The organism is Thioalkalivibrio sp. ALJ7, assembly GCF_000376865.1.
GTDB lineage: Bacteria > Pseudomonadota > Gammaproteobacteria > Ectothiorhodospirales > Ectothiorhodospiraceae > Thioalkalivibrio.
Genome location: NZ_AQXQ01000010.1, coordinates 24,010 through 48,331, shown reverse-complemented (window position 1 = coordinate 48,331; position 24,322 = coordinate 24,010). Strand labels below are relative to the sequence as shown.

The 24,322-nt window shown below is 59.0% G+C and carries 24 protein-coding genes and 3 pseudogenes; 7 read left to right on the top strand and 20 right to left on the bottom strand.

Annotated elements, in window-relative coordinates:
- Window positions 1-56 precede the first annotated feature (56 nt).
- The 4 genes from D002_RS0105320 to D002_RS0105305 all read left to right on the top strand — a co-directional run bounded on the left by D002_RS0105320 (window position 57) and on the right by D002_RS0105305 (window position 2,755).
- Window positions 57-494, top strand: coding sequence for a pilin (locus D002_RS0105320; RefSeq protein WP_018140879.1), 438 nt, complete (start codon window positions 57-59; stop codon window positions 492-494).
- A gap of 547 nt (window positions 495-1,041) precedes the next feature.
- Window positions 1,042-1,887, top strand: coding sequence for a hypothetical protein (locus tag D002_RS0105315; protein WP_018140878.1), 846 nt, complete (start codon window positions 1,042-1,044; stop codon window positions 1,885-1,887).
- 203 nt (window positions 1,888-2,090) lie between these two features.
- Window positions 2,091-2,333 carry a type II toxin-antitoxin system Phd/YefM family antitoxin gene (locus tag D002_RS0105310; protein WP_018140877.1) on the top strand — a complete coding sequence of 81 codons (243 nt, stop codon included), beginning with the start codon at window positions 2,091-2,093 and terminating at the stop codon, window positions 2,331-2,333.
- Complete coding sequence (locus tag D002_RS0105305) at window positions 2,333-2,755, top strand: type II toxin-antitoxin system VapC family toxin (RefSeq protein ID WP_018140876.1); 423 nt, start codon at window positions 2,333-2,335, stop codon at window positions 2,753-2,755. Before D002_RS0105310 ends, D002_RS0105305 begins: the two co-directional genes overlap by 1 nt.
- Before the next feature lie 1,028 nt (window positions 2,756-3,783).
- Here D002_RS0105305 and D002_RS13075 read toward each other — a convergent pair.
- Window positions 3,784-4,194: pseudogene (locus D002_RS13075) on the bottom strand (lipid carrier--UDP-N-acetylgalactosaminyltransferase); the annotation flags it as partial.
- A gap of 116 nt (window positions 4,195-4,310) precedes the next feature.
- On the opposite strand from D002_RS13075, the gene D002_RS0105295 reads away from it, so the two are divergent.
- Both D002_RS0105295 and D002_RS0105290 read left to right on the top strand, forming a co-directional pair.
- Complete coding sequence (locus D002_RS0105295; RefSeq protein ID WP_018140874.1) at window positions 4,311-5,078, top strand: class I SAM-dependent methyltransferase; 768 nt, start codon at window positions 4,311-4,313, stop codon at window positions 5,076-5,078.
- Entirely contained in the window at window positions 5,075-6,019 is a 945-nt protein-coding gene (locus tag D002_RS0105290; RefSeq protein ID WP_018140873.1) for an ATP-grasp fold amidoligase family protein, read from the top strand. Before D002_RS0105295 ends, D002_RS0105290 begins: the two co-directional genes overlap by 4 nt.
- Window positions 6,020-6,062: 43 nt before the next feature.
- Here D002_RS0105290 and D002_RS0105285 read toward each other — a convergent pair whose 3' ends face one another.
- The 3 genes and pseudogenes from D002_RS0105285 to D002_RS0105280 all read right to left on the bottom strand — a co-directional run bounded on the left by D002_RS0105285 (window position 6,063) and on the right by D002_RS0105280 (window position 7,203).
- Complete coding sequence (locus tag D002_RS0105285) at window positions 6,063-6,614, bottom strand: sugar transferase (protein WP_018140872.1); 552 nt, start codon at window positions 6,612-6,614, stop codon at window positions 6,063-6,065.
- A gap of 118 nt (window positions 6,615-6,732) precedes the next feature.
- A pseudogene (locus tag D002_RS13410) lies at window positions 6,733-6,995 on the bottom strand (type II toxin-antitoxin system RelE family toxin).
- Window positions 6,979-7,203 carry a DUF6290 family protein gene (locus D002_RS0105280; RefSeq protein WP_018140871.1) on the bottom strand — a complete coding sequence of 75 codons (225 nt, stop codon included), beginning with the start codon at window positions 7,201-7,203 and terminating at the stop codon, window positions 6,979-6,981. The pseudogene D002_RS13410 and the gene D002_RS0105280 overlap by 17 nt, the downstream one beginning before the upstream one ends.
- Window positions 7,204-7,337: 134 nt before the next feature.
- Here D002_RS0105280 and D002_RS13070 point away from each other — a divergent pair.
- Window positions 7,338-8,446 (top strand): annotated as a pseudogene (locus D002_RS13070) (IS3 family transposase).
- Between the two features lie 146 nt (window positions 8,447-8,592).
- On the opposite strand, the gene D002_RS0105265 reads toward D002_RS13070, so the two are convergent.
- From D002_RS0105265 to D002_RS0105205, 16 genes are all read right to left on the bottom strand, one after another.
- Complete coding sequence (locus D002_RS0105265; RefSeq protein ID WP_081610821.1) at window positions 8,593-9,570, bottom strand: SDR family oxidoreductase; 978 nt, start codon at window positions 9,568-9,570, stop codon at window positions 8,593-8,595.
- Between the two features lie 13 nt (window positions 9,571-9,583).
- Window positions 9,584-10,393: a glycosyltransferase gene (locus D002_RS0105260; protein WP_018140866.1), complete on the bottom strand. Its 810-nt coding sequence runs from the start codon at window positions 10,391-10,393 to the stop codon at window positions 9,584-9,586.
- Between the two features lie 34 nt (window positions 10,394-10,427).
- Window positions 10,428-11,597 carry a glycosyltransferase family 4 protein gene (locus D002_RS13065; RefSeq protein ID WP_018140865.1) on the bottom strand — a complete coding sequence of 390 codons (1,170 nt, stop codon included), beginning with the start codon at window positions 11,595-11,597 and terminating at the stop codon, window positions 10,428-10,430.
- A 92-nt stretch (window positions 11,598-11,689) separates the two neighbouring features.
- Window positions 11,690-12,799 (bottom strand): glycosyltransferase, encoded by a 1,110-nt coding sequence (locus tag D002_RS0105250; RefSeq protein WP_018140864.1) that lies wholly within the window; start codon window positions 12,797-12,799, stop codon window positions 11,690-11,692.
- Window positions 12,787-13,299, bottom strand: a complete 513-nt coding sequence (locus D002_RS0105245; RefSeq protein ID WP_038055377.1) for a hypothetical protein — start codon at window positions 13,297-13,299, stop codon at window positions 12,787-12,789. The genes D002_RS0105250 and D002_RS0105245 overlap by 13 nt, the downstream gene beginning before the upstream one ends.
- A gap of 296 nt (window positions 13,300-13,595) precedes the next feature.
- Window positions 13,596-14,714, bottom strand: coding sequence for a glycosyltransferase family 4 protein (locus tag D002_RS0105240; RefSeq protein ID WP_018140862.1), 1,119 nt, complete (start codon window positions 14,712-14,714; stop codon window positions 13,596-13,598).
- Window positions 14,711-15,775 (bottom strand): glycosyltransferase family 4 protein, encoded by a 1,065-nt coding sequence (locus D002_RS0105235; RefSeq protein WP_255349318.1) that lies wholly within the window; start codon window positions 15,773-15,775, stop codon window positions 14,711-14,713. Before D002_RS0105235 ends, D002_RS0105240 begins: the two co-directional genes overlap by 4 nt.
- Window positions 15,776-15,860: 85 nt before the next feature.
- Complete coding sequence (locus D002_RS13835) at window positions 15,861-16,523, bottom strand: glycosyltransferase family 4 protein (protein ID WP_231362917.1); 663 nt, start codon at window positions 16,521-16,523, stop codon at window positions 15,861-15,863.
- Window positions 16,524-17,197: 674 nt separating this feature from the next.
- Window positions 17,198-18,001, bottom strand: a complete 804-nt coding sequence (locus tag D002_RS13730; protein WP_155996132.1) for an ATP-binding protein — start codon at window positions 17,999-18,001, stop codon at window positions 17,198-17,200.
- Entirely contained in the window at window positions 17,998-18,375 is a 378-nt protein-coding gene (locus D002_RS0105225; RefSeq protein ID WP_018140859.1) for a hypothetical protein, read from the bottom strand. The genes D002_RS13730 and D002_RS0105225 overlap by 4 nt, the downstream gene beginning before the upstream one ends.
- On the bottom strand, window positions 18,372-18,647 hold the full coding sequence (locus D002_RS0105220; protein ID WP_018140858.1) for a hypothetical protein: 276 nt from the start codon (window positions 18,645-18,647) through the stop codon (window positions 18,372-18,374). The genes D002_RS0105225 and D002_RS0105220 overlap by 4 nt, the downstream gene beginning before the upstream one ends.
- Window positions 18,626-19,135, bottom strand: a complete 510-nt coding sequence (locus D002_RS0105215) for a hypothetical protein (protein WP_155996129.1) — start codon at window positions 19,133-19,135, stop codon at window positions 18,626-18,628. Before D002_RS0105215 ends, D002_RS0105220 begins: the two co-directional genes overlap by 22 nt.
- Entirely contained in the window at window positions 19,122-19,691 is a 570-nt protein-coding gene (locus tag D002_RS13725; RefSeq protein WP_155996126.1) for a hypothetical protein, read from the bottom strand. The genes D002_RS0105215 and D002_RS13725 overlap by 14 nt, the downstream gene beginning before the upstream one ends.
- Window positions 19,692-19,967: 276 nt before the next feature.
- On the bottom strand, window positions 19,968-21,158 hold the full coding sequence (locus D002_RS0105210) for a glycosyltransferase family 4 protein (RefSeq protein ID WP_081610819.1): 1,191 nt from the start codon (window positions 21,156-21,158) through the stop codon (window positions 19,968-19,970).
- A 39-nt stretch (window positions 21,159-21,197) separates the two neighbouring features.
- Window positions 21,198-22,169: a hypothetical protein gene (locus D002_RS13720; protein ID WP_155996123.1), complete on the bottom strand. Its 972-nt coding sequence runs from the start codon at window positions 22,167-22,169 to the stop codon at window positions 21,198-21,200.
- Between the two features lie 87 nt (window positions 22,170-22,256).
- On the bottom strand, window positions 22,257-24,065 hold the full coding sequence (locus tag D002_RS0105205) for an ABC transporter ATP-binding protein (RefSeq protein ID WP_018140855.1): 1,809 nt from the start codon (window positions 24,063-24,065) through the stop codon (window positions 22,257-22,259).
- Between the last annotated feature and the right edge of the window lie 257 nt (window positions 24,066-24,322).

Genomic DNA, 24,322 nt, shown 5'->3' with positions numbered 1-24,322 from the left:
CCCACGGGGCGGCCGGGCCTCCGGCCCAGCTTTCATCACATCAAGGGAGTACGAACATGCAGAAGAAGACCGCCCAAAAGGGCTTTACGCTTATCGAACTGATGATCGTTGTGGCGATTATCGGGATTCTGGCGGCTATTGCGCTGCCGGCTTATCAGGATTACACCACTCGCGCACAGGTATCCGAAGCGCTATCACTCGCGCAGTCGGCACGCACATCTGTGACCGAGACGTTCCAATCCACGGGTGACTTCCCTGATAACAACACTGAGGCGGGCCTTCCAGCCGCCACTTCTATCACTGGCGACTATGTTGATTCGGTTACTGTAAACGAAGATGGCGTGATTGCCGTTGTATACAACGGCAACCAGAACTTTACTGTCACTCTTACGCCTAGCGACGAGGGCGGTTCGGTAACCTGGGCGTGCACCACCCCGGAAGCTAACCATCGATGGGTTCCCGCCAATTGCCGTACCGAAGCGGGCACCCCGTAGGGAAGGCAGTAGCTAATGCATTAAAAATAAACAACTAAAGAATCAAAAGGGGACATGAATCAAAAGGGGACAGATTTATTTTCCCCACTCCAAACCCCGGCCTCACGCCGGGGTTTTTTGTTGTCATACGCCCGATTCACCGACACCAGCGACACAACCAACTGGCGGCAGGCGCCGCATTCCCACTCCGCTCCTCCCCCACAGAGCCACTACCCTTCCGCCGGCGTTTTCGGCATGGCGTGTGATGGCTTGCCAGACGACTGAGTTTGCCCAGGTGCCGAGGCTGATCCAGCCCGCCAATTGCATTCACTGAGCGAAAGGGGACAGATTTATGTTCCCCTCTCTCACTGGATGGGGTAATCGATGACGCCCTCCCCCTTTGTGCGCTGGAGCCCCGGCACATCCCGGGGCTTTTAGTTTTCTGTTTGTTGGCCTGCTTTCTCGGATACAATTCCAGCATTTTGTGGGACACTCACTTTCCTCCGCCTTTTGTCCCGCGTAAAGGCAGCAAGGTGCCCGCCTCGATCATCTCCGTTACGATGGCTGCATGATCCCTCGACTGTTGCCCACTTTTGTCGTCGCGCTTTCAATCTCCATCCTGGGTACTTTGTGGGCTTGGGTAGCACTCGCCGATATCGCGGGGATACCGACAGTGCGAAGCGACTGGCTACTAGCGGACTCCCCGCTACCGCTGCTCTGGTATGCACTGTTCAGCGAAGGCAGAGCGGTCGAGATGGCTCAGTGGGGGTTATTGTTCTGTTCGACCCTGCTGGCTACCGGCTGGTGGCTATCACATCTGAAATCGACCCCCGCAGCCATCAGGGTGCCATTTCTGCTATTGGCCAGCGCACTGCTTTTGATGCTCGTGGAAGATTCTCTGAACCTCCGACATGTAGTAGCAAACGACTACCTGCCTCTTCTGCACAGCCTCCTGCCTTTTACTGAACGCTTCGTCAGCCGGCTCACATGGGAGCTCTTCTTCTACTCGGTTCTGAGCGCGATGATGCTCGGAGCTGTCGCGGCAATCATATTGCGCTACAGACCTCGCCTGGAAACATTAGTCTGGCTGTCCCTTGCTTTCGTCATCTACGGTTCCGTGGCCTTCGGCTCAGCCATGCGACGAGTCGGAGACTGGCAGGAACGGCTCGGGACATGGCTGATGGAGCGATTGGACCTGTACGCCCTGCCACACTGGCAGGATACGCTGGCGATCATGGAACAGTCTCGTGCCAATAATGAAAACTACACTTTCACCCTCGAATACCTGCTGGTCGACCATTTGCTGGAGGAGTCAGTGGAGCTAATCGCCGCCAGCCTTCTGCTAGCCGCCCTGCTATCCCTATCCCGCGACATTCACCAGTCAAGGACGACATCTATGAGACACCCACTTTGAAAAGAAGCAAACGGGGACAGATTTATTTTCTCCTTCTTGAACCCCGGCCTCGTGCCGGGGTTTTTGTTGTCACAAGCCCAAATTCGCCGACGCAATCGGGCGCAAGCCCCGCGTCTGCATCCCCTTCCCTCGCGCCACCCCATTTCCGCGACGGTTGTCGCCACGCTATGATATGACCATCTACATGGTCAGGAGCGCACGAAATGCCCGAGCCGACGGTTAGCCTGGCGAACGCCAAAGCCCACCTGAGCGAGCTGGCGGAACGCGCTGCGGCCGGGGAATCCATCCTCATCACCAAGCGAGGCAAGGCCGTCGTGCGCCTTTCCAGCGCGACGGCGCCTAAAAAACCCATTGATGCGAATGCGCTCCGCGCAGTCACCGATGCCCAGCAACACGGTTCCAACGAGACCATCGAGCAACAGATCCGCGACGATGCACGCTACTGATGCGCTATCTGGACACTAGCATCCTGGTCACGGCGCTCACTCGCGCGCCCCGTACCGAAGAGGTACAAGATTGGCTGGCGGCACAAGACGCCGATGCGCTATGCATCAGTCACTGGGTGCTTACGGATTTCTCCGCAGCCTTGTCCATGAAGGTTCGAATGGAAATCCTGACACCCCGGGAACGGGCGAACGTGCTTGGCGCATTTGCGGCGTTGCGGGAATCGTCACTCTCGACCCTGCCGATCTCGTCTATCGATTACCACACCGCTGCCCACTTCGCCGACGATCATGCCTCCGGCTTGCGCGCTGGCGACGCTCTTCACTTGGCCATTGCGTACAACCACGGCGTGGCACTTTGCTCACTCGACGAGACGCTCGTGGCCGCTGCAGAACCCATGGGCGTGAATGCGACGCTGCTGTAATAAGACCCCGCCCAACCTTTCGAGCGTTCTGCACCAGCCTTCCGGATCACCCACTTTCCTGATCCTCTGCGACACCCACTTGTGGCTGAAAGGGCACGCCAAAAAAGAAAGGGCCGCTTGGAATCCATTCCATGAGCGGCCCTTCCGGGGGCGTCCCTGCCCCCACACGCAACATATCAAACATGCTGCCGATTTCCAGCGAATCGCAAATCTGATTACTCAACGGTCGAATTGGACCGCTAAGCGGTAGCAAGAGCATGGAATAAATAAAAACCTCTCGGTTACCCAAGGCCCAGCACCACTGAGCCTTCGGTCCTGGACAGCACATCGACTAGAACGCCCTCCCAGCATCGGCGAAACCGCTATTCATGATTTTCCCTGCGCGGCACAACTAGCGCCGGGGCAAACAGGAAACCCAGGCTCTCCGCTTCTCGACGGCCGGGATGACAAGGACGATGTCAGCGAGGCCCTCGAACGCCGGACATCCACTGTTACACGTCTTACAGATAAGCGGATCGGCTGACACTGGCTGGAACCTGCCCCACAAAGAGAAAGGGCCACCCTGGCGTCCATGCCCAAGTGGCCCTTTCAGGGGACGTCCTTGTCCCCCGCGACAAAAACTAGCACATAAAGTAGAGGAATCCACCCTTATCGCCAAAATTTATGCGAACGGTCGATTGCAACCCCTCAACGGTAGCGCCGACCCTGCCGACCTGTATTCGCCCATCACCCTACCAATTTCTGGCCACTGACAAGCCCCTCACACAAAATTCCGCATCCCGGCGATAACCCCAGAACCAGCCACGCCGTAATGCGAAGCGCACAGCACACTGCAGGAGGCCAGCCCCTGGCCGATGGAAGACCGGAGCAGGCACGCCAGCCAAATGGCTGGGCCGCCCACATCAAGCATTCCCGGACTCGTGGGAGCCTGCTCGCAGGCGAAGCTCCCGCCAGCGCCCGATTCGACCCCAACCTTCGCCTGCAAGCAGGCTCCTACAAAACAGAACCCAATAGTCCGATCCTGGTTATTACGACGGTCGGATCCGATCTCCTGAACCCTTTCCGGTCACCGTGAGCACCAGATACCGGAAATAGTCCCGGAGGTTTAAAGAACCGATCATCTCCGAATCCATCTTCGCCAACCGCTCCGGGTCCGACATATCGATCCCGTTCACCTGTGCCAGCCCGGTAATGCCGGGGCGCACCGCAAACACCCCGCGCGCCTCCCGCGCCGCGATCAACTCCACCTGACTCACCAGGCAGGGCCGCGGCCCCACCAGGCTCATCTCCCCCTTCAGCACATTCCAAAGCTGCGGCAACTCATCCAGCTTCGTACGACGCAAGAAACGGCCTAGGCGCGTAATCGACGAGGCCTGCGCCAGATGCGTCGCCACCGACGCCGTATCCGGCCGCATCGTCCGAAACTTCACCAGCAAAAACTGATGCCTTTCCACAGGAGTCGCCTGGCACCGCGGACATGGACTGTTTCAACCGCACGTTGGAACCAGATAGACCCCTTTCGCTTGGAGACTGAACGCACTTATCATCGTCCGCTGTGACAACGTATATCGACACATTCGACCAGCGGGGCCGCTCGTACAACAACGCGATGGCAGAGTTCCCTAATGCCCGTAATCAGGAGCTTGCCGAGCTACTAAAAAGGCTGTCGCCCCTTCCAGGGGAAACGATCGTGGATGCCCCAGCGGGGGGTGGGTACGTTGCCGACCGGTTGAAGACCCAGGGCGCTGAAGTGGTGTGCGTAGAACCCTCGTCCGAGTTTGCGTCACCTCTCGAAGAAAACCATACGACGATCATCTCCCCAATCTGGGATATACCTCTTCCGGATCAAAGCGTTGACAAGGTTGCGAGCCTGGCGGGACTCCATCACCTTTCTTCTTCAGAACGTCGCGGCTTCTTCAACGAAGCCTGGCGGGTGCTGCGACCCGGCGGGCAGATCGTTGTCGCCGATGTTCGAACAGGATCAGCCGCTGCAGCGTTCTTGAACGGACCCGTGGATCGTTGGACCGAGACTGGCCACCGCGGTGTCTTCTTCGCCCTCGGTGAATTGCGCAACCACCTAGTCCAAGCCAAATTCCTGAACACATTCGAGACCGAAGAGCGTATCACTTGGCAGTGCCCCGACTTGCCCTCTCTGGCTCGTTTTGTTCATCAGTTGTTCGGCATGGTTCGGCTGCCACCATCGGACGTCATGGGGCTCATTGTCGACCACTTGGAAGCCTACGAATCGCCCGGTGGCGCCTACATGCCATGGTCTCTCGCCTATGCTTCAGGTACCAAGCCCTTAGATCCGAGTTCCGCGTGAAATACCTGGACCGGGCACTGCTGGCGGCGGTTACCCTTTGGTGCTGGATTCGGTATCTCCCCATCACATTGCGCACCCTACGCCGCACGCGTCGTCTCCCTTGTGCCGGCTGCCCCGTCACCGGAAACGACAAGTTCTTCTGGCGCAAGATATTCGATCATGATCCCCGATTTGTAATCGTCAGCGACAAACTCGCGAGCAAGGAGTGGGTAGCGGCCCGCGTCCCTGGGCTCTCGATCGCTTCGGTACGCTGGACGGGTACCGATCCGTGTGACATACCGGACACCCTTCTTCGGGGCGACACCGTATTCAAAGCAAACCATGGCTGCGGGACCAACCACATGGTTCGAAAAGGCAACCATAACCGGGCTGAGATCGAGCAGCTGGGCCACCAATGGATGTTGCAAACGCACGGCCGCAAGCATTATGAATGGGGGTACCTGGGTATCCCTCGCCAGCTATTTCTCGAAGAGATGATTGCACCCGACACAGGCGGACCGGACGAACTCAAGATCTACACCTTTGGTGAAAGAGTGGAGCGCCTCATTCACATCAGCGGACGGTTTCAGGACATGCGGGCCAACGTCTGGTATTTCGACGATTCAGGAGCACCCATTCGAAGCGAGGAGCGAGCTGCCGTCGCCCCACCCTCGCCCACCCTGTTCTTGCCGGTGGACATCAACCAAGCGCTAGCAATCGCCCGAAAACTCGGACAGGAGTTCGACCATGTACGGGTCGACTTTCTCTGGGATGGCCAACGCCTTTGGTTTGGAGAGTTGACGCTCTATAACCAGGCGGGGCACTTTCCCGGTACCCTTGGAACTAGCAAGAGCTCGCCCCTCGCCCGGCAGTGGAATCTAAGCAACAGTCACTTCTTCCGACGGTCAGTATCAGGCTGGCGCAAGCTGTACAGGGACGCCCTACAGCGCCAACTCCCCTGAACCCGACCGAGCCCCAATAACGCCGATCTGGCACCTTCACACTCTACGGTCGGATCCGATCTCCTGAACCCTTTCCGGTCACCGTCAGCACCAGATACCGGAAGTAACCCACAAGCGTCAGCGACCCAATCATCTTCGCATCGACCTCGGCCAGCCTCTCCGGGTCCGACATATCGATCCCGTTCACCTGCGCCAGCCCGGTGATGCCGGGGCGCACCGCAAACACTCCGCGCGCCTCGCGCGCCGCGATCAACTCCACCTGACTCACCAGGCAGGGCCGCGGCCCCACCAGGCTCATCTCCCCCTTCAGCACATTCCAAAGCTGCGGCAACTCATCCAGCTTGGTCTTGCGCAGAAAGCCCCCCAGCCGCGTCACCGAGGAAGACTCCGCCAGATGCGTCGCCACCGACGCAGTATCCGGCCGCATCGTCCGAAACTTGACCAGCACAAACGGCCGCTGATGCCGCCCTATCCGCTCCTGCCGGAACAGCGGCGAACGCGACTCCAGCCAGCCCAGCACCCACAACACCGCCATCACCGGCGCGGCCACCACCAGCCCCACCAACGCCAGCACCACATCCAGAATCCGAATCAAAACGCCTCCCACATCCCAACCAACAACCCCCCGTAGGGGGCCAGCCCCTGGCCAATCACCCAATGTTCATTTGGAGGGGAAACGAAGCTAGCCGAGATTCGCACCAAGGGCCAACGCGCTACTGACGGTATCCATGGTTCCGGTGCGCCACCCGGACGACGAGTATCCGCAGCGCATCGTCTTCAATTGTGGCCAGCACACGGTAGGGCCCCACTCGATATCGCCAATACTCGCCCCCCGAGAGCGCCTTGACTAGACGACGAGGATCATCCGCAGGCGCAACCCGCTCGGCCAGATATTTCAGAATGCGGTTCGCTGCCTGCTTATCGAGCGCTCGCAGTTCTTTCTCTACGGGTTTTCGAACTCAATCGTCCAGCTCAAGTCGACGCCTCATCTCATCCATGGAGACCGTTTCTCCGCTTCCCTTGCGGTGGTCAATCAGGCGCTGCTCAGCCAAATAGATGTCTTCGAGATCCTCAAGATGCTGCACGATCGCTTCGCGCGCATAGAAGCTCTTGCTGCGCCCGGTCGCTTTCGCCAAGGCGGCCAGGCGCTTCTCGACATCTTCAGGCAAACGCAAAGCCAACATGTATGTTCCTCCAGACAGTGCTATACAAGTATAGCAAAGCGCTCTCTTGCAGGAGGCCAGCTGTCGCCTTCCCGTAAATTCGGTCCATTGAAAACTGGAGGTCTCCGGGCACACTAGAGCCCAAGGAGGCCGAGATGCGCAAGAGTCGGTTTACGGAAAGCCAGATTGTTCAGACGCTGAAGCAGGTCGAAGGCGGCCGGAAGGTGAAGGACGTCTGTCGGGAGGTCGGGGTCTCGGAAGCAACCTACTACCAGTGGAAGTCGAAGTACGGCGGCATGGAGGCAGCCGACGTCCGACGGCTGAAGGAGCTGGAGGACGAGAACAACCGGCTCAAGCGGATGTATGCCGAGCTGGCCCTGGAGAACACGGCCCTGAAGGACGTCATCACAAAAAAGCTCTGAGCCCGGACGAGAAGCGCTGCGTGGTCACTGCGTTGACGCAGGAGCATGGGCTGAGTCAGCGCCGGGCCTGTCAGGCGGCCGGGGTTGCGCGATCGGTGGTGCGGTATCGCAAGCAACCGGACCGGGACGATGCGGTGATCGCACTACTGCAGGAGCTGGTGGAACGCTATCCGGAGCGGGGCTTTGGCAAGCTGTTCAAGCTGATCCGGCGTCGGGGCCTGCCCTGGAACCACAAGCGGGTCTGGCGCGTGTACTGCGCCCTGAAGCTGAACCTGCGGCGCAAGGGTAAGCGCCGCTTACCACCACGGGAGCCACGACCTCTGGCATCGACCGAAGCTCCGAACGCGTGCTGGTCAGCGGACTTTATGTCGGATGCGCTGTGGGACGGACGGCGCTTTCGCACCTTCAACGTCGTAGATGACTTCAACCGGGAAGCGCTGGCGGTGGAGATCGATCTGAATCTGCCCGCACCCCGTGTGATCCGGGTGCTGGAGCGTATTGCGGCCTGGCGGGGCTATCCCCAGCAACTCCGCCTCGACAATGGTCCCGAGTTCGTCTCGGCCGCGATCGCCGACTGAGCCGAGCAGCGGGGCGTGGAACTGAGCTTCATCCAGCCGGGCAAGCCCATGCAGAACGGGTTCATCGAACGGTTCAACGGCAGCTACCGCCGAGGGGTCCTGGACCTCTACGTCTTCCGAACGCTGACCGAAGTCTGGGAACACACCGAGCAGTGGCTGCAGGACTACAACGAAACCATCCCCCACGACTCGCTGGGGGATCTCACGCCGGTCGAATACCGGCAGCTACACCACCCGGAAACCTCTAGTTATGCGTGGACCTAATCCGGGGAAGTGGACACAGCCCCTTGGCCGATCACCCACGCGAATCCAACCCCCAACGCCCAGAAGCTGGCCTGCTACACCAAATGCTACCCTGTATGAGCGGCCTTGGCCGCGAAGCCCCCGCCAAACTCGAAAAACCACCAAACCTACCCAACCAACGACACAACCGCCCGCCGCAACCCCTCATCCACACTCACCGGAGGCTCCCACCCCAGCGTCTCCCGCGTATGCGAAATATCCACCTGCAACGAGTCCAGCAACCGCCGCGCCATCTCCCCGCGCCCCACCGCACGCGCCCCGGCCCGCAACAGCACAGGCGGCACCGGCACCAACCGCGCCCGCCGCCCCATCGCCGCCGCCACACGGTGCAACAGATCAGTGGTGGAAAGGTCCTCCCCATCCCCCGCCAGGAACACCCGATTCGCCGCAGCCGGATGCTCCAGACACGTCACCAGCAGATCCACCAGGTTATCCAGCCCCACCAGCGAACGCCGATTGTCCACAGCCCCCAGCGGCAGCGGCACACCCCGCGCCACCCACTGCATCATCCGTGCGAAATTCCCGCCCACACCCGGGCCGTACACCAGCGGCGGCCGCACCACCACAATCTCCATCCCCGTCTCACGGCCCAGTGCGAACAACCCCGCTTCCGCCTCCGCCTTGGAAACGCCATACGGATCAACCGGCGCCGGCGCATCCGCCGCGGAAAACGCACTACCGGTCGCAGTCTGCTCCCCATTCACCTTGATGGAACTGACGAACACAAACCGCCGCACACCCGCCTGCGCCGCCTGCCGCGCCAGCGCCAGCGTGCCCTCCACATTCGCGCGTCGATACTCCGCCAATGGATCGGCCGCGTCCTCGTCCATCACATGCACACGGGCCGCGGTATGCACGACGGTCTCCACACCCTGCAGCGCGCCGCTCCAGTCCGCATCTGGGCCAAGCGACGGCGTTACCGCCAACTCCGCGTTTCCCGGTAACGAGACATCCCGTCGGCATCCCGCCACAGGAATACAGGAATCCTCGAACGCCAACCTTGCCACCACCGCTTTACCCACGAAGCCGGTAGCTCCGGTCACCAACCAACGCCGGACATCGCTTCTAACGCCTGGATCTGACATCGGCCTACGCCCCTTATCGCCTGGGGTCGAACGAACTCGACAGGCGATAGACTCTATGCTGCGCCCACAGCGGTAGCAACGACCTGAAAAAAGGAGCAAAACAGGCCACCTGCTTCCAGACAGGCAGGCCCACCTTGCGTGACCCGCGAAAGCCAATTACACCCTGCCTCCACGCCGCCAAGGTGCTTTGCTTCTTGTGCGTATCACGATTAAACCGGTACCAGATCAACGGCTCTCCGATGTTCGCGAAGCGCCCCCCTGCCTGCGCCACACGAAACCACAACTCATAATCCTGCCGCCGTCGAAGCGACGCATCATAACCACCAACACCCCGTATCAGATCCCGCCGAAACATCACCGAGGGGTGAATAAACGGACACGCCCAAAGCCGATCCATTAGTGCTTCATGCTCCTCGGCCACCACCCTGAGCGGGCCCGCATTCCCATCAAACCCTAGTTCACGTGCAGCGCTCCCCAGCACACCGATCTCGGGATTCTCTTCCATGAAGGCACCTTGTCGCTCGAGGCGATCCGGAAATGAAACATCGTCCGCATCCATGCGGGCCACAAGCGGATACGCACAGCGTTCAAGCCCGGCATTGAGCGCGCCTCCCAATCCAATGCTTTCTCGAAGCGACACGACCTCCAGTTTGTTGCCAAGCCGAGCCTGCCAGTCACTCAATACACTTTCGCCTTTCGCCGACAAAGGGCCATCTTTCACCAAGACCACTTGGTCCGGCTGCCGCGTCTGGCCGAACGTCATGCTCGAAATAGCCGGATCCAGGAACTCGACGCTGTCGCTCGAATGCACCGCGATCAGCACCGAAACTCCTGCTTGCTCCCCTGCCCCCATATCCCTAATGCCCGACCCGTCGTGATGTTCGTTTCGACTCTTGTTGATAGAGCTTGAGATACCCCCCTGCCATCACCTCCGAGGAAAAGGACATCACAGCATTATCCCGGGCCGCAGCCCCTGCTGCCTCGGTGTTTTCCAGCACTCTCAGCACTGCTTGCGCCATCCCTTCAGCGTCGCCGACCGTGAAAAGCTCACCCGCGCTCGGCTGATCCTCGAGCAACTCCCTGTGTGGCGGTATGTCCGATAGAACGCATGGCAAACCACAGGCCATCGCCTCCATCACTGAATTCGGCAACCCTTCAGATTTCGAAGGCGATACAAATACGTCCGCCGCTTGCAACCAGGGCCTCACGTCCTCTACGCGCCCTACAAACCGAACTTGGTCGTTCGCACCCCAACGCCTTTCCAACTCTGGGCGCAGCGCTCCGTCTCCAACCAGGACAAACTTCACCTTGTTTTCCAACGCGGTCATCGCCCTTAGTGCGGTTTCGGGATCTTTCCGGTCAATCAAGTGCCCCGTAGCCACCACAAGGGGCTGCTCCCCGAAGTGCCCCACAGCCTGTTTTGCAGCGGCTCTCCCTGCCGGAACATCAAAATACTCCACGTCGACACCATTCTGAATGACATCCATTTCCAGTCCGTGTCGCTTCAGCATCTCAGCCACGCCCCAGGACACTACTACCGGCCGAGACACCCTGCGAAGCGCACGCATATGCCAGTGCGCCATACACCAGCCGCGCCACCGCCCGTACAACAATGGGTAATCTTCAAACGGATAGTTCCGCAATGTCGCCACGTGGGGGATCCCGAGCGTACACACCATGGAGTCTGCACGAATACCCTGGGTATGAAGCACATCCACCCGAGATTGCTCGGCCCAAGCCTTGATCTTCCTTTTGCCCGCCAGCATGCTCACGCCGCGCCCCATGGACAACGTACTCAAGCGAACGCCGAGAGCTTCAAACTCGCGCCACAAAGAATCGTCAGGCTCGGACGACAGTGTGAGAACGTGGACACCGTACCCCCACCTATTAAGCTGCGTGACCAGATTCAACAGCTGGCGTGTCGGCCCGCTACGCCTCAAAGTGGAAACGACGTACCCCACTTGCACGGCGCGCGGGCCCGGATCCGACGACGGTTCTTGAGTGTTCTCGTCCAAAGCCGACCCCATGAGTATTTCTCGAAACCGCCTAGCCTGCTCATCGTTCTGTGGCGCTGTCTGTGCAGCAACTCACAGGGCCGTCAGTATTCGGCGATCTGCAATCAGTCCGCTGATCCAAGCGGCCTTCCGCTTACTAGCAAGGATTCATACCGGGCTACCACGTGTTCGGCCAGATATCGGTTGGCGGTTCCGCGCACGGCCTCCCGGTCAATATTTCCGGCAAGAATGTTCAGAAAGGCATCGCTAAGCCTGTCCAAATCACCCTCGGGAACCAGATAGCCATTGACCCCATCGACCACGATCTCGGACGGGCCATTCGGGCAATCGAAGCTCACCACCGGCGTTCCCAGCGCGATCGACTCGATCAGCACGTTCGGCAGCCCCTCATAATGCGAGGTCAGCACCGTCGCACAAGCATGTCGATACCAGGGCTCAAGATCGTTCTGGTAACCCAGAAAATGCACCCGGTCTCCAGCTCCAAGCTCTTCGGCTTGTGCTTCCAGGCCTTCCTTCAGACTTCCGTCCCCGAGCATCACGAGCTGTAGCTCGGGGCATTGGTCCATCGTGTGGGCAAAGGCTGCGAGCAGCCGATCAAGACCCTTCTGTGGCTCAAGGCGGCCGGCATACAGCAGGTACGGTCCCTCCACGGGCAGCCGCACGCTTTGCTCGCCCCCCGCCAGCAAAGCCGGGGACACAGGGTTGGGGATTACGCCAAGCCTGTCGCGCGGCACACGGTACCGCTCCATCAGCTCAGCCGCCATCCCCTGCGACTGCGCCACCACATGATCCGCACGGCGGTACACCACCCGTAGGCCATAATCCAGCCATCGCCGCGTTAACGAGGGAGAAGAACCGGCGACCGCACTGAGTGTATTGATGGTCCGCACCACCAGGCGGAAGCGCGCTCGCATGCGCCACCGCACAGCCATCATCAACACCCACAGTTCCACAGCAAACGCCAACACCGCATCCGGAGGGGCCGCCCGGTAATGCGCCACCAGCGGGCGCCAGGCACTGCGGGCGCGCTGCACACCCAGATCCACGATGCGCACCTGAGCACTAACGTCTGCCATACGGCGGGCATCCCTGGTCGTCAAAGCGACGATCTCCACATCGTGCCCCCGATCCGCCAGCCCGTTGGCCAGCGTCACGCAAACCCCCTGAGCGCCCCCACCGCCCAGGTTGGCGACAAGCAGGCTCAGCCGCGCCACTGATGAATCGCCTCGACAATCCGCCGCGCGTGCGCCTCGGCCGGCTCCCGGCCATCATTGACGACATCAAGCCAGTGCACGCCGTGCTCCACAAATGCATCACGCAACCACCTCTCCCGCTCGCGCACGGGCCGGTTTCGTAACGCCGCTTCATCCTTCTCCGTCAAAGGCTGGTCAGTCGACTCCTCCAACATTGTTTGAAGCATGCTGTCATCCAGCACGGGGCGGCACTGCCACCGACTCCACGCCCGCAGGCAGCGCAAAGCCTCATCTGGTCCCCAAAGCGCATTCCATTGCCTTGCGCGGGCCCTTCCTGCTTCCACCACCAACTCACCGGACAGAAAACGTTTAGGCACATGGTCCGGCTTGTCCCGCAACGCGACCCGCGCTGCCTTGACTGCGCTGGGAGCCGTAACGTGAACAACCATGTCCGGCAGCGGCAGCCGCGCCACAAGGGCTGCTGCGCTCGCGCTGCCATCTTTCCGCAGTGCATTGGTCATACCCTGATCCACCAACACGACGCGAGAATCCGAGTACCACCACCTCCATGCCCTTTGATTGGAGATTCCCCTCGCCCATCCCCACACGCTCCGCCCCCTCGGGCCCGCGCGGTTATGCGATACCAACTGAAATGCCAATGGCAGGCAAGTTGGGTATAACACCCGGGGTATCAGCCAATTTGGCACGAGTGAGCTGAGCCCCTGTACCTCTCGCGCGAGCGTAAATGCGCCCCCGGCCCCTACAAGTCCTAGCAGCGTCGACTTTCCGGTACCCGCACCACCAATGAAATGAACAATCACTGCAGCACCTGCTGCCACAGCGCCATGATGCGTTCCTCTGAAAATGCCTTCCGCACCTGAACGGCCTGCCCACCAAGCTCCGTCCGCATAGCCACATTGGCCATCAAGCCAGCCATACGGTCGCGCAACTTCTCGACGTCTTCAGCAGGCACCAACAATCCATTGGCGCCATCCTCAATGATGTCTCGCGGCCCGGTATCGCAATCAAACGCAATGCATGGGCACCCGGCGGCCATCGCCTCCAACAGCACGTTCGGGAAGCCCTCGTAGCGGGAGCTGAGCACAAAGATATCGGCGCGCTCGTACCACTCCATCACATTGCCAACCCGTCCCGGCAGATGGAGCCGCTCCGGTATCCCACTCTGCTCAGCCAGCCGCTCAACCACGGCACCACCGCCACAGGCCGCCGACGAGCCCGCGTCCACACCGAGGATCACCAGGTCCCATTCGGGCCAGTCCTTCGCCAGAGTGGAGAAGGCACGCACCAGCAGGTCGAACCCCTTCTGCTCTGGCTTGCTGCCCACCGCGAGGATGACCTTACGCTCCCGCGACACAACGCTTTCCGTGGCTACCTCGGGCGAGAAGGAGGGAATCGGCCAAATCACCGGGTTGGGGATCACATGCACATTGCGCGCACCGGTGTGGCGCTCCAGCCAGACGGCCGCCTCCCGGGTCTGTGCAATATGGCCGGCAGCCAAACGGTAGACCAGCCTTCGCAGTACCCCCCACGGGCGGCCGGTGGTCTTGCGCCCCGGGTAATTGCGCTCGGAACCGTATACCCGCACGGGCAAACCGACGGCTGCAAGAATGGCGAGAACGATGGATGTCGTCATCATCGCCACCACCACATCGGGCTGCTCGGCCTTCAAAGCCCGGTGCAGTGCCCGCCAGCGCCTGTAGTTGGCGGTGAGCTTGCCCATCCCTCGGTTGACCCCCACCAGGTCCAGAGAGACGCGGCGCACACGATCGTCCAGCGGGTAGAAGTCCCCCTCCGCCGAAGCCAGTGTCACCACGCCGACGTCATGGCCCTGGGCCACCAGATGCCGGGCCAAGGCTGCCGTTACACGCTCGGCCCCGCCACCGGTCAGCGACTGTATGTAAAAGAAAATCTTCAAGCGCTTACTGCCCCAATCCGACGCAGCTCCGAGAGGATATGACCCGCACGGGCATCCCATGTATGCCGCGCTTCATAGTCCGACCGAGCCTGCTCCCCCAACCGCCGCGCCAACTCCCCATCGTCGCGGAGCAGTTCCAGCGCCCGCACCCACTCGTCTACCTTGCCCGGCCCGGCCAGCAAGGCATTGTCACCATCCCTCAGTACCTCGCGCAGAACCGGCAAGTCAGCCGCCACAATCGGACGCAACATCGCCATGTATTCAAACAGCTTTAGCGGAGACATCCACCGAGCCACATCCCCGCCCCCACCATGAACCGATACCTTCTCCAGATAGGGCGCCACCAGCACATCACACTCCGCCATCATTGTGGGAAGTTCGCGGTGCGCATGATGCCCCAGGAAATGCACATTGGCAGGTATTACGTGCTCTTCTCGCCAGGCCTGGATGGTCGAGGGGTCCCCGCCGACAATCCGAAAGGTGGCCCAGGAGCAGCGAGGTGCAACCTCCAGCAAGGTCTCCACACCTTTCCCCTTGTGAAGGCTGCCAAAGTAGCCGACTACGAATTCTTCATTGCGCCCAGCGCTTTCGGGTTTTTCCAGCGCAGGGGCACCATCGTGCGCCACGATGGTTCGACCATCCAACCCCGGAAAGGCTTCCAGCAGACGGCGCTCCAGAGCTTCTGAGATGCACACCACCGCCCGAAAGCCGGTACCCGCCAATAGCCGCTCAAAGTCCACTCGGCTTCGTTCTCCAAGCTCCCACTCCGGCTTATGGGCCTCAAAAGCCGTAGGCTTTCCAAGCTCAGCGGCTATCCGACAGCCCTGAAGCGATCGTCCGTACACGAAATCGGCAGGAGAGGTACTCAACAACCTTTTCAAGAAGAAGCGATAAACCAGGCCACCGCCCCGAATGCCAGGCTTCCATAAACGGTGGATCGGCACTTCATGCTTCACCCCATAGCCACTCAACGCCGAACGCGAAGCACGCCCGAATGAGGAAGCCGGAGGCGCAACACTCACCCGCAATCCGCGTCCAATCAACGCGTCGCACATATGCACGACGTGAACCGAATTGGCGGCTGCAGACGGAACAGGACCACTAGCGATATAAAGCCATTGGGCCGACAACACGGGACCTCGCACTTTATCCTCTTCCCGCCTTGACTGGGTTTTCTACGACCCTCCGAAGTATGCCCTCGACCCGCTGCACCATGGCGTCCACCGAAAACGTGTCACGCGCAAACGCTTGCGCCCGCAAGCCCACATCATCGGCTCGCTCGGGATCAGTCGCCCACTCGATCACGTGATCCGTGAAGACATCGAAGTCCCCATCGGAGACAGCACCGAGCCCCTGCTCCCTGATGTAACCACTGGGATCGAACTCCAGACTCACAGATGGACGCCCCTGCATCCACGCCTGAATGAAGACGTTAGGGAAACCTTCCGGCTGGCAGGTATGCACATGAAGGCGGCTACCGGCCAGAAGGCCATTGACCTCGGTCGGGGTGCGCGGACCCAGGTAGTGGAAATTGGAAGGGACACGGTCCGGGTCATTCAGCCAGTCATACCCGCCGGATTGGATGTGGCCCACCATCAGGGCGTCGAGGCCGCGGCTGGCCAAGGCCCGGGCAACCTCGACAAACAACTCGGGCCGCTTGGCCGGTTTGATGTTCGCCACCCAGGCTACGTAGGGCCGCGGCCACAGGAAGGGCTCGGCCTCGGCGCTCATACCGTTGGGGACGTAATGCGTGTCAGTAACGGGAGACAGGGATAGGAGATCGCGATTGTTGGTGGTCAGTGCTCGCACATGACGGAACCCGGCGTGCTCTCGACGCGCCTTAAGCTTCCGCTGGAACTGGCAAATCCTTCCCCGCCATCCACCAGTTCCGGGTTTCACCGCCCAGGGCACAAGATCATTGACGTGTGCCACGGCGAAAACCATCGGGATACACGCTTCCGCCAGCGCGGAGGAGACCGCACGAAAATGGTGTTTGTTATAGCGCCAGTAGACAACATCAGGCCGGGCCGTGAGTACTGCTTCCGTCAACGAAGCAGCCGAGTCCCGCACGGACACAACCTCGTACGCGTATCCCCTCGCGTACGATGGCGATTGCGACGGGGCGATATAGACCACTTCATGCCCTCGCTCATGGAGCCCCCAGGCCAGGAAGTCGCACTGTAACTCGCTCCCGCCCACTGTATGGGCGATGTGCTTGTTGATGATCGTCACTCTCATGGAATGTGCGGAAGGCTCACGTAGGAGATGGCGAATCGGTGCCTGCCGGAAGTGCTGGGCACGCTCTCGCCTGGTGATCAAACAACACCACACCATCGGAACCATGCGCCATGTAGGTCTCTTCCGTCAGGGCCGCCTCATCATGCCCCGACGCGATCGCCCAATAGGAGACTGCTCCTCCCTCCATACCCACGTATCCCCAATTGGACAACGAACCGTCAGTAGAGCACAGAGCCATGGCATATCTAGCAATGGCCATCAGCGTCCCCACTGACACTACCGTCCCCAGCAATTTTCTTAGAGAACGATAAAACTGCTGACGCATTCCTCGACACACAAGCCGAGCCATCTAATTCCAGCACAGGGACGCCCCGCGTGCCCAGCACTTCCCTGGCGATGTTGGCCACATTAGCGGAGAAAGCAACGTCCTCTTGGAGCTCAAACTCGCTCAGCCCCTTGTGCCTTGCTGCAACGCGCTCCCTACTTTTCACTCTATGCATCAACTCATCTTCACCGATAACCAAATGCGCGACCGCCGACGGCAACGGCATCAACTCATAATATCTTCGAATTATCGCCTCATCACAAAGCCCGTTAAATAGACTTAGCCTATAGCAAAGCGGCTCGTCATCCAAGCAAAGAACCCCTTCCCTTTCGATACAATCTAACGCTAACCTATCGAGAAAAGTGTCGGCCCACCACGCCGCAACCTTTGTTTTAAAAAGCCAAGGACTCTTTTGGGAATGAATAAGGCCCAATGAATGTTGTACATAGCAAGACCAATCCTCTAACGATGCCTCGAGGTTAGGGCTATATTTAAAGCTCTGCCCGCTTTTCAAAAAAAACCTCTCCAGCAGTCTGTTTCTTACCGAAAGCCTAGAAGCTAATTCAGGAATCTTCCGAAACAACCGACGTGGCTGCTTGAGGCTGGTTTTCTTCCCCACAATTATAGGTCTCGTACTTAACCCCCTGCCATTCACAACTGCACGCAGTAAGGTGGTCTTTCCAGCCCCTGGCGCGCCGACGATTTCAATAATGGGTATGCTCACTTTAGCCTCCCGCCCAGGCTCGCGAAACGTCGCTCGCTCCATTGCATGCGTTCGAAGCGGAACGGTGTGAGGTGCTGTCCTTGCAGTGCCGAGACGGTCGCGCTCAACCCCGTGTTTCGGCCCTCGAGCGCGTCGTTCTTGGCTTGGCTGGAATGGTTTACACCCAGCACGCCGATGGCTTCCGGACTGTGCGACGATTGCGTCAGGTGCGGTCCCACCTTGGCGTTGGCCGAGGTCTCCGGCGTGGACTGTCGGCCTTCGTAATTGACGACCCCGTCGGCCTGATTGATGACGCCCAGGTGGGCGCCATGTTCTAGCCTTGAAGGTCGTAACTTCTCAGGCAGCCACCATTCACCAAGAAAAGGCAGTTTCATGCAGCGAGTCCCTGGAAACACCCAATAACGCGTCGGGCATGCTGTCTCGGCGGCCCCGAGTCCGTCAGCGACAAGATCGGCCAACCCCGCGCCTGCAGGCATCCGGCGCCGATACGCGCAACCTCCCGGCTCGCCTCGGCGTTACTCACCAGCTCATCGACACTCAACCCGCGATGGCCGGGAATGAGCTTGCCGGTGGAGCGCTCGCAGACCTGGCGCACCACCTGGGCGGCGTCGGCGTCGAGGTGGATCAGCGCCGTTGGCAGCGGCATGTGTTCGAAATACCGGCCGCGCGGGAAAATTCGCTGCCCCGATCCCACGGCATCACAGCGTAAACCTTTTGGCTGAGTGACTCGTCGAACACCACGCTCCCGTCTTCCAGCCACTCCTCCAGAAAGGCGATCCGCCGGACGATGCGGAGGAAATCGTAATAGCCCTCAACCCGGCGGTACTCGCTGCGGCCACAAAGGGCGAAGCTTTCGTCGACGGTAGCGACGAAGGCGTCGTGTTGTTCGGCGAAGCCGGCGAAGGCATTATTATCGCCTGCCTCAATAGCGTGACGGAGAAGCGGCTGGCGACAGTAAGGAATTCGAGCCATGGGGCGACGCTTGAAACTGGAACCATCATTGATATCAAGCGCGCGGTGCGCAGCCCGGTCTACTGCAGCGCTTTGGTCACGAACAGCTTCATTGTCTATGAGCGTTACAACTAGAGTGGTTTTGCCACTACCCCCGCCTCCCAAAACATCAATTCGCTGCATCTAACGAACCCAGGAAATCATTCGCTTGTCTTTTTGCTACAACCGGAGCTGCATGATAGTTCACAGTAACAACCGGAATACCCCTCTCGACAAGCGCCATCTTTTTGTACCTGTTACGTTGCAACCTGGAATCCAGTAACTCCAACGTCTCTTGCTCAGTTCGCTCATTCAGTCTCCTCGCACCTTTTAAGTTGCCTGCCACCGCCCTATTTTTTAGTCCACACAGCAAGCTAAAAGGATCCGAATCAACATGAACGACACCTAACAACTTATCCAGCGCGTTTTCAAAGTAGTGAGACTCTAGATCTTTTATGCAACCGAGAAGACCCTCATCGAAAACAGGAATTTTTGTATAGCTGTACTTTTCCCCAGCCAGCAGAAGCGCACATCTAGCCCTCAAAGGCTCAGGGCGAACCTTCTTGCGATCAATGTCATCCGTGAGACACCGATAGATCGTCCCTGATAAAATACAATGCTCTTCTCTCAAAGCTGACTCAAGAACCACACTTCGTGAATTCCTTTTTTTCACATACCAATCAAAAACGCTTTGCGGCAATGCTCCACAAATTCTCCCAAGCAACGGTGAACTCTCTAGAAATATGCACCTTGAAACAAATAATACCAAGTCCTCTCGGGACCCAAACACAGTTTGATGAAACTCCAAGGACTGATATATAGAGGTCTTCCCCGATCCGGCTGTACCCAGAAACTCTACGCGCTTCATAACGACCTGGAGCCCAGCCCATAATTCTTGGCTCCTTGTCTAACGCATAACCACTGCGGGCATAAAGAATAGTCCAAAAATAGTACTACCTTATCAAACATGACCAATTCAATCCTTTGATACGGCCTTATGAATGGCCTCAGACCATTGCCGCGACACCGCAGTCCTGGAAAATTTGTTCCATGTTTCAGACCGAATAAAATCGCAATCGAATTCATTACGCGAATTGTAAACCTCGATCATTGCCTCCGCGAGCGCAGCTGACGATCCCCTATCAACACAACGCCCGAAACGCTCATCGCGGACCAACCACTCCGGACCGTTGCAACGCGTCGTGACAACCGGTTTCCCCGCTGCCAACGCCTCGAGCGCCGGCAAGCCGAAGGTCTCGTAGTCGCTGGGAACTACATTACAGTCGATGGCGTGGGCGATTTGGTGGATCTGTTCGCGATCGGCTGGCCCAAACATGCGTACAACACTCTCCAGGCCGCTTCGTCTAATATAGTCTGCAGCCCGGCTCGCGTTACTCTCCGGCTCAATTGGCCCGGCAATGATTAATCGCGCATCTGGATGTTCCGAGTATACTTCCTTGAACGCTTTGAGGAGCAAGTCCACCCGCTTGATCTCTCGCCAACGGGTCCAGGCGCCGTAGACAAAAAGCTTTTCCCCAGAGCTACCGGCCTCATCCCAATGGAACTCGAACCTCACTTTTGGTGCCTGAAAGAATTCATCCGATAATGCGTTTGGAATGACGCTAATGTCACGACGCACCCCAACTCTCACCATGATATCCGCAAGAAACGGTGATACTGCTACAAGGGTATCTGCCGAACGCAGGGCTTCAAGATAGTCTGACGATATGTCGTCGACGGTCTTGATGCCGGATTCATAAATTTTATGCTCTTGGACCAAAAGTGGCTTCCGCAATAGTTTAGCAACCATATGACCCAGAAGCGCAGGGTGGTTTGCGGTACACAGCGCTACCACCGCATCAAAATCGTTATTGCGCCTTGTCCAAGCTTTTATGGCCAAGGCAGTTTCCCACTTTGTCAGTCGATCAACTGAAACGCGCCAGCCGATCCGCGATGCTATTCCCTTAGCAACACGGAATCCAATTCGCGAAACGCCTGATAACGTCAGCGGCATGCGAGGCAAATCGACAGGATCTGCCCGGCCTTGCGTTGCGAGCACGACATCGAAGCCAGCCCCTGTGAGGCCATCAATTGCAGACCACAGCAAATCTGATTTTTGGTCGTGACCACGGGACGGAATATATTTCAGGAAGAGGACTATACGCATGCATAATTCTCGGTGGCGAGGCCTGGAGCCAACAAACCATTAGAACTTTTGAGGCAACTCCCTTTTCAGAAGCTGTGCCAAACGACGATTTGATTCATGGAAGCGTGATCGGATAGCCGATTCTAGATCCGCAGTCATCTCGATGACGCCTCTATCTCGACTGAAGAGACGGGACTGGACCGAATTCAACACTCTCTTTCCGAGTTGGTACCGTGATGCTTTCTTGTAAAACTGCGTTTTCTTGAGGCGTTCGTCTCGCCTCAATGCCCATCGAGAGTCGGCCACCGAACGCACGTTCTCACGGTTTTTTTCTGGATCAATAAGAGACGAATAATCCACAGGCAACTCACTTACCTTTCCAAGGTACGACCAAAACGTATTTGTCCCAATCTCTTCCAAAAAAAGCATGTGCACGTGACTCTTGCCAATAACCCCCGACAGAGCCTGATACAAGGCATTGTATTCGATAAAACCGGAACCTCTGGTGGCCGGTTCTCGCAATATATTTCGTGTCCGGGCTTCAAAATCCTCTTGGGATGGCGCTTTCATCAGATGCGATTGCTGGGCATAGAGCGAGGCAAGCCACTCGACTTGATTGCGGACCGTCACGACAACGTCAACAGAAATGTGAGAAGGCTTATGTTCGATCAGTCTCGCAAGGTGCGCCGCAACAGGAAATTGCCTCGACTCCACACCGAGGAACATAGGCTGTTTTACCGGTCGATAGAAAAACGGAATCGACAGGCCTTCGTGACTGTAGACAAAAGGGATCTCGTAGCGATCAACGGTAGCCCATAGCATTCGTGCGGTTTCTTCTCCCCACTTAGTCCGCCAGTCTTCAGGGGCGTGCTTTCTGAACATGCCAGCTACGCGTTTTTTTAGTTCTCGCTTCTCGGGCTCCTGCGAGAAAGGATTAATTTGGTTATCGAAGCGAGATAACCATTTTTTCTGTATCGTGGTTGTTCCGGTTTTAGGATAGCCAATATGTAAAACTAGCTTTTTCTCAGACATCGCTCCCCCTTAAGCGAACTTGAATAGTGCGCCCAAAGCACAAAGAGCAGGCACCTAAGACAGCAAAACGTAACGCTATTGCCACGATTATTGATTCGCCGCCATGTTGCGAAACCGCTCATTGGCTTCTTCCAGCTCGTCAAAGCCGCCCTGCCCCTTTAGCTCGCCCGTTTCCAGCAGGAAGATTTGAGCACATTCCCGCACGGTGGAGAGCCGGTGTGCGATGAGGATGATGGTCTTACGGTGACCGAGATTGTGCACCGCCTCCATCACCGCTTGCTCGGTGAGGTTATCCAATGCGCTGGTGGCCTCGTCGAGGATCAGCACCTCGGGGTCGTGGTAGAGGGCGCGGGCGATGCCGATGCGCTGTCGTTGGCCACCGGACAGGCGTACGCCGCGCTCGCCGACGGGGGTAGCGTAACCTTGGGGCATATCGTTTACCACGAACTCGTGCAGGTTGGCGATGCGCGCGGCCCGCTCTACCGCGCTCTGGTCGATCTTCCCCGATGGGACACCAAAGGCGATGTTGGCGGCGACGGTATCGTCGGACAGGTAGATGTGCTGTGGTACGTAGCCGATGGTGCGCTGCCAGGCGCGAACGTTTTCGGTGGTGATCGGCGTGCCGTCGACCTTGAGCGCTCCTCCGCCGGGGTTGAGCAGACCGAGGATGATATCCACCGTGGTGGTCTTTCCGCTGCCGGTGGCGCCTACCAGGCCAACGGTGGTACGGGCCGGAATGGTGAGGGTTAGGTCGTTGAGCGCCGGGCGCTCCGCGCCGGGATAGGTATAGTTGATGTGGTCCAGTTCTAGGGCGTGGTTCAGGCCCAGGGGTTGTGGCTGGCGCCCTTTCAGCTCCTTTGTTGACAGCGTCTCTTCTCGGCGCAGGCGCACGAGGTCCTGGTGCAGGTTGTCCAGCGCGGCGTTGGTGAACCGCATCAGGCTCAGGTTCTTGTATACGTCTCCAAGGGCGGGCAACAGCCGCTGCGCGCCGAGGGCGAAAACCGCCAGCGTGGGGATTGCTGCCTGAAGGCCGCCGGGCTGGCGCAGCAGGTAAAGGATGACGAGGAAGGCGCCGCCGTAGGTCATGGCCTGGAGGGCGTATTTCGGCACCTCCTTGAACAGTACGGCGGTGGCCTGGGTACGGGCGTACCGCTTGGCGGGCTGTTCGAAGCGCTTCAGGTAGGGGCCTTCCAGCCCGGTGACCTTGACCTCTTTGATCCCGCCAAAGCACTCCTGCACAGCCTCGAACCGGCCCCGATTGGCAGCCACCCGGCGGCGACCCAGGCGGTTGAGAATACCGCGGGCCACTAGATAGATGCCGCCGTAGCCCAGTGCCAGGCCCGCAGTGATGGCCCCGGCCAACCGTGGGTCGACGATGAACAGCAGGATGATGATGGCGAGGCTTACCGCGGCGCCGGCGAGGAACAGCATGAGCGGCTTGAGGGCACCTTTTACCACCTGCCCGGCCTCGGCGAGGATAGACTTGCCAAGGTCCGCGCTGTTTCGGTTAAGGAAGTGGTCGTAGGGCTGGCGCAGGTAGCTTTCCACCAGGTGGCGGCTCAGGGCGTAGCTGCGCATGTGCATGAAGCGCTGCATCAGGTAGGTAACCAGCGCCTTGAAGGTGATGGTGGTGAGCAACGCCAGCATCATGACGATGCCGAGGAAGAACATGAACCGATCGGTACTCTCGAACCCGAGCGCGGTGTAGACGGCGTTCAGGTGGCGGTTGGTCTCGACCACTTCCGGGTTCGCCAACACCATGACGAAAGGCATGATGGAGGCCACGCCGACCATTTCCACGAACGCCAGGGCCACGATGAGCACCAGCATCAGGTAGGCACGGCGCCGGCCTGGGGCATCGAGCAATGCGTGCAGTTTGCGGATGGTGTTCAGCATGAGGCGTTATTGTGGCTCGACGAGGGTGCGGGCTGTGTAGAGCGACCCGGGTGCGGCGCCAATGCATAGCCATTACAGGTGGTGATGAGGGTGTTCACGAGGGCTGGGTTCCGCGGGCGGGTCTTCCAGGTAGGAGGCCAGCCTTCTGGCCGATTTGGCGTGCACGCGTGATCGGCCAGGGGCCAGCCTCCTACGGGGGTGCGTTCAGTAGTTGAACACGGATTGGACCATGGTTGGGGGGCTGGGCTCAAGGTTTG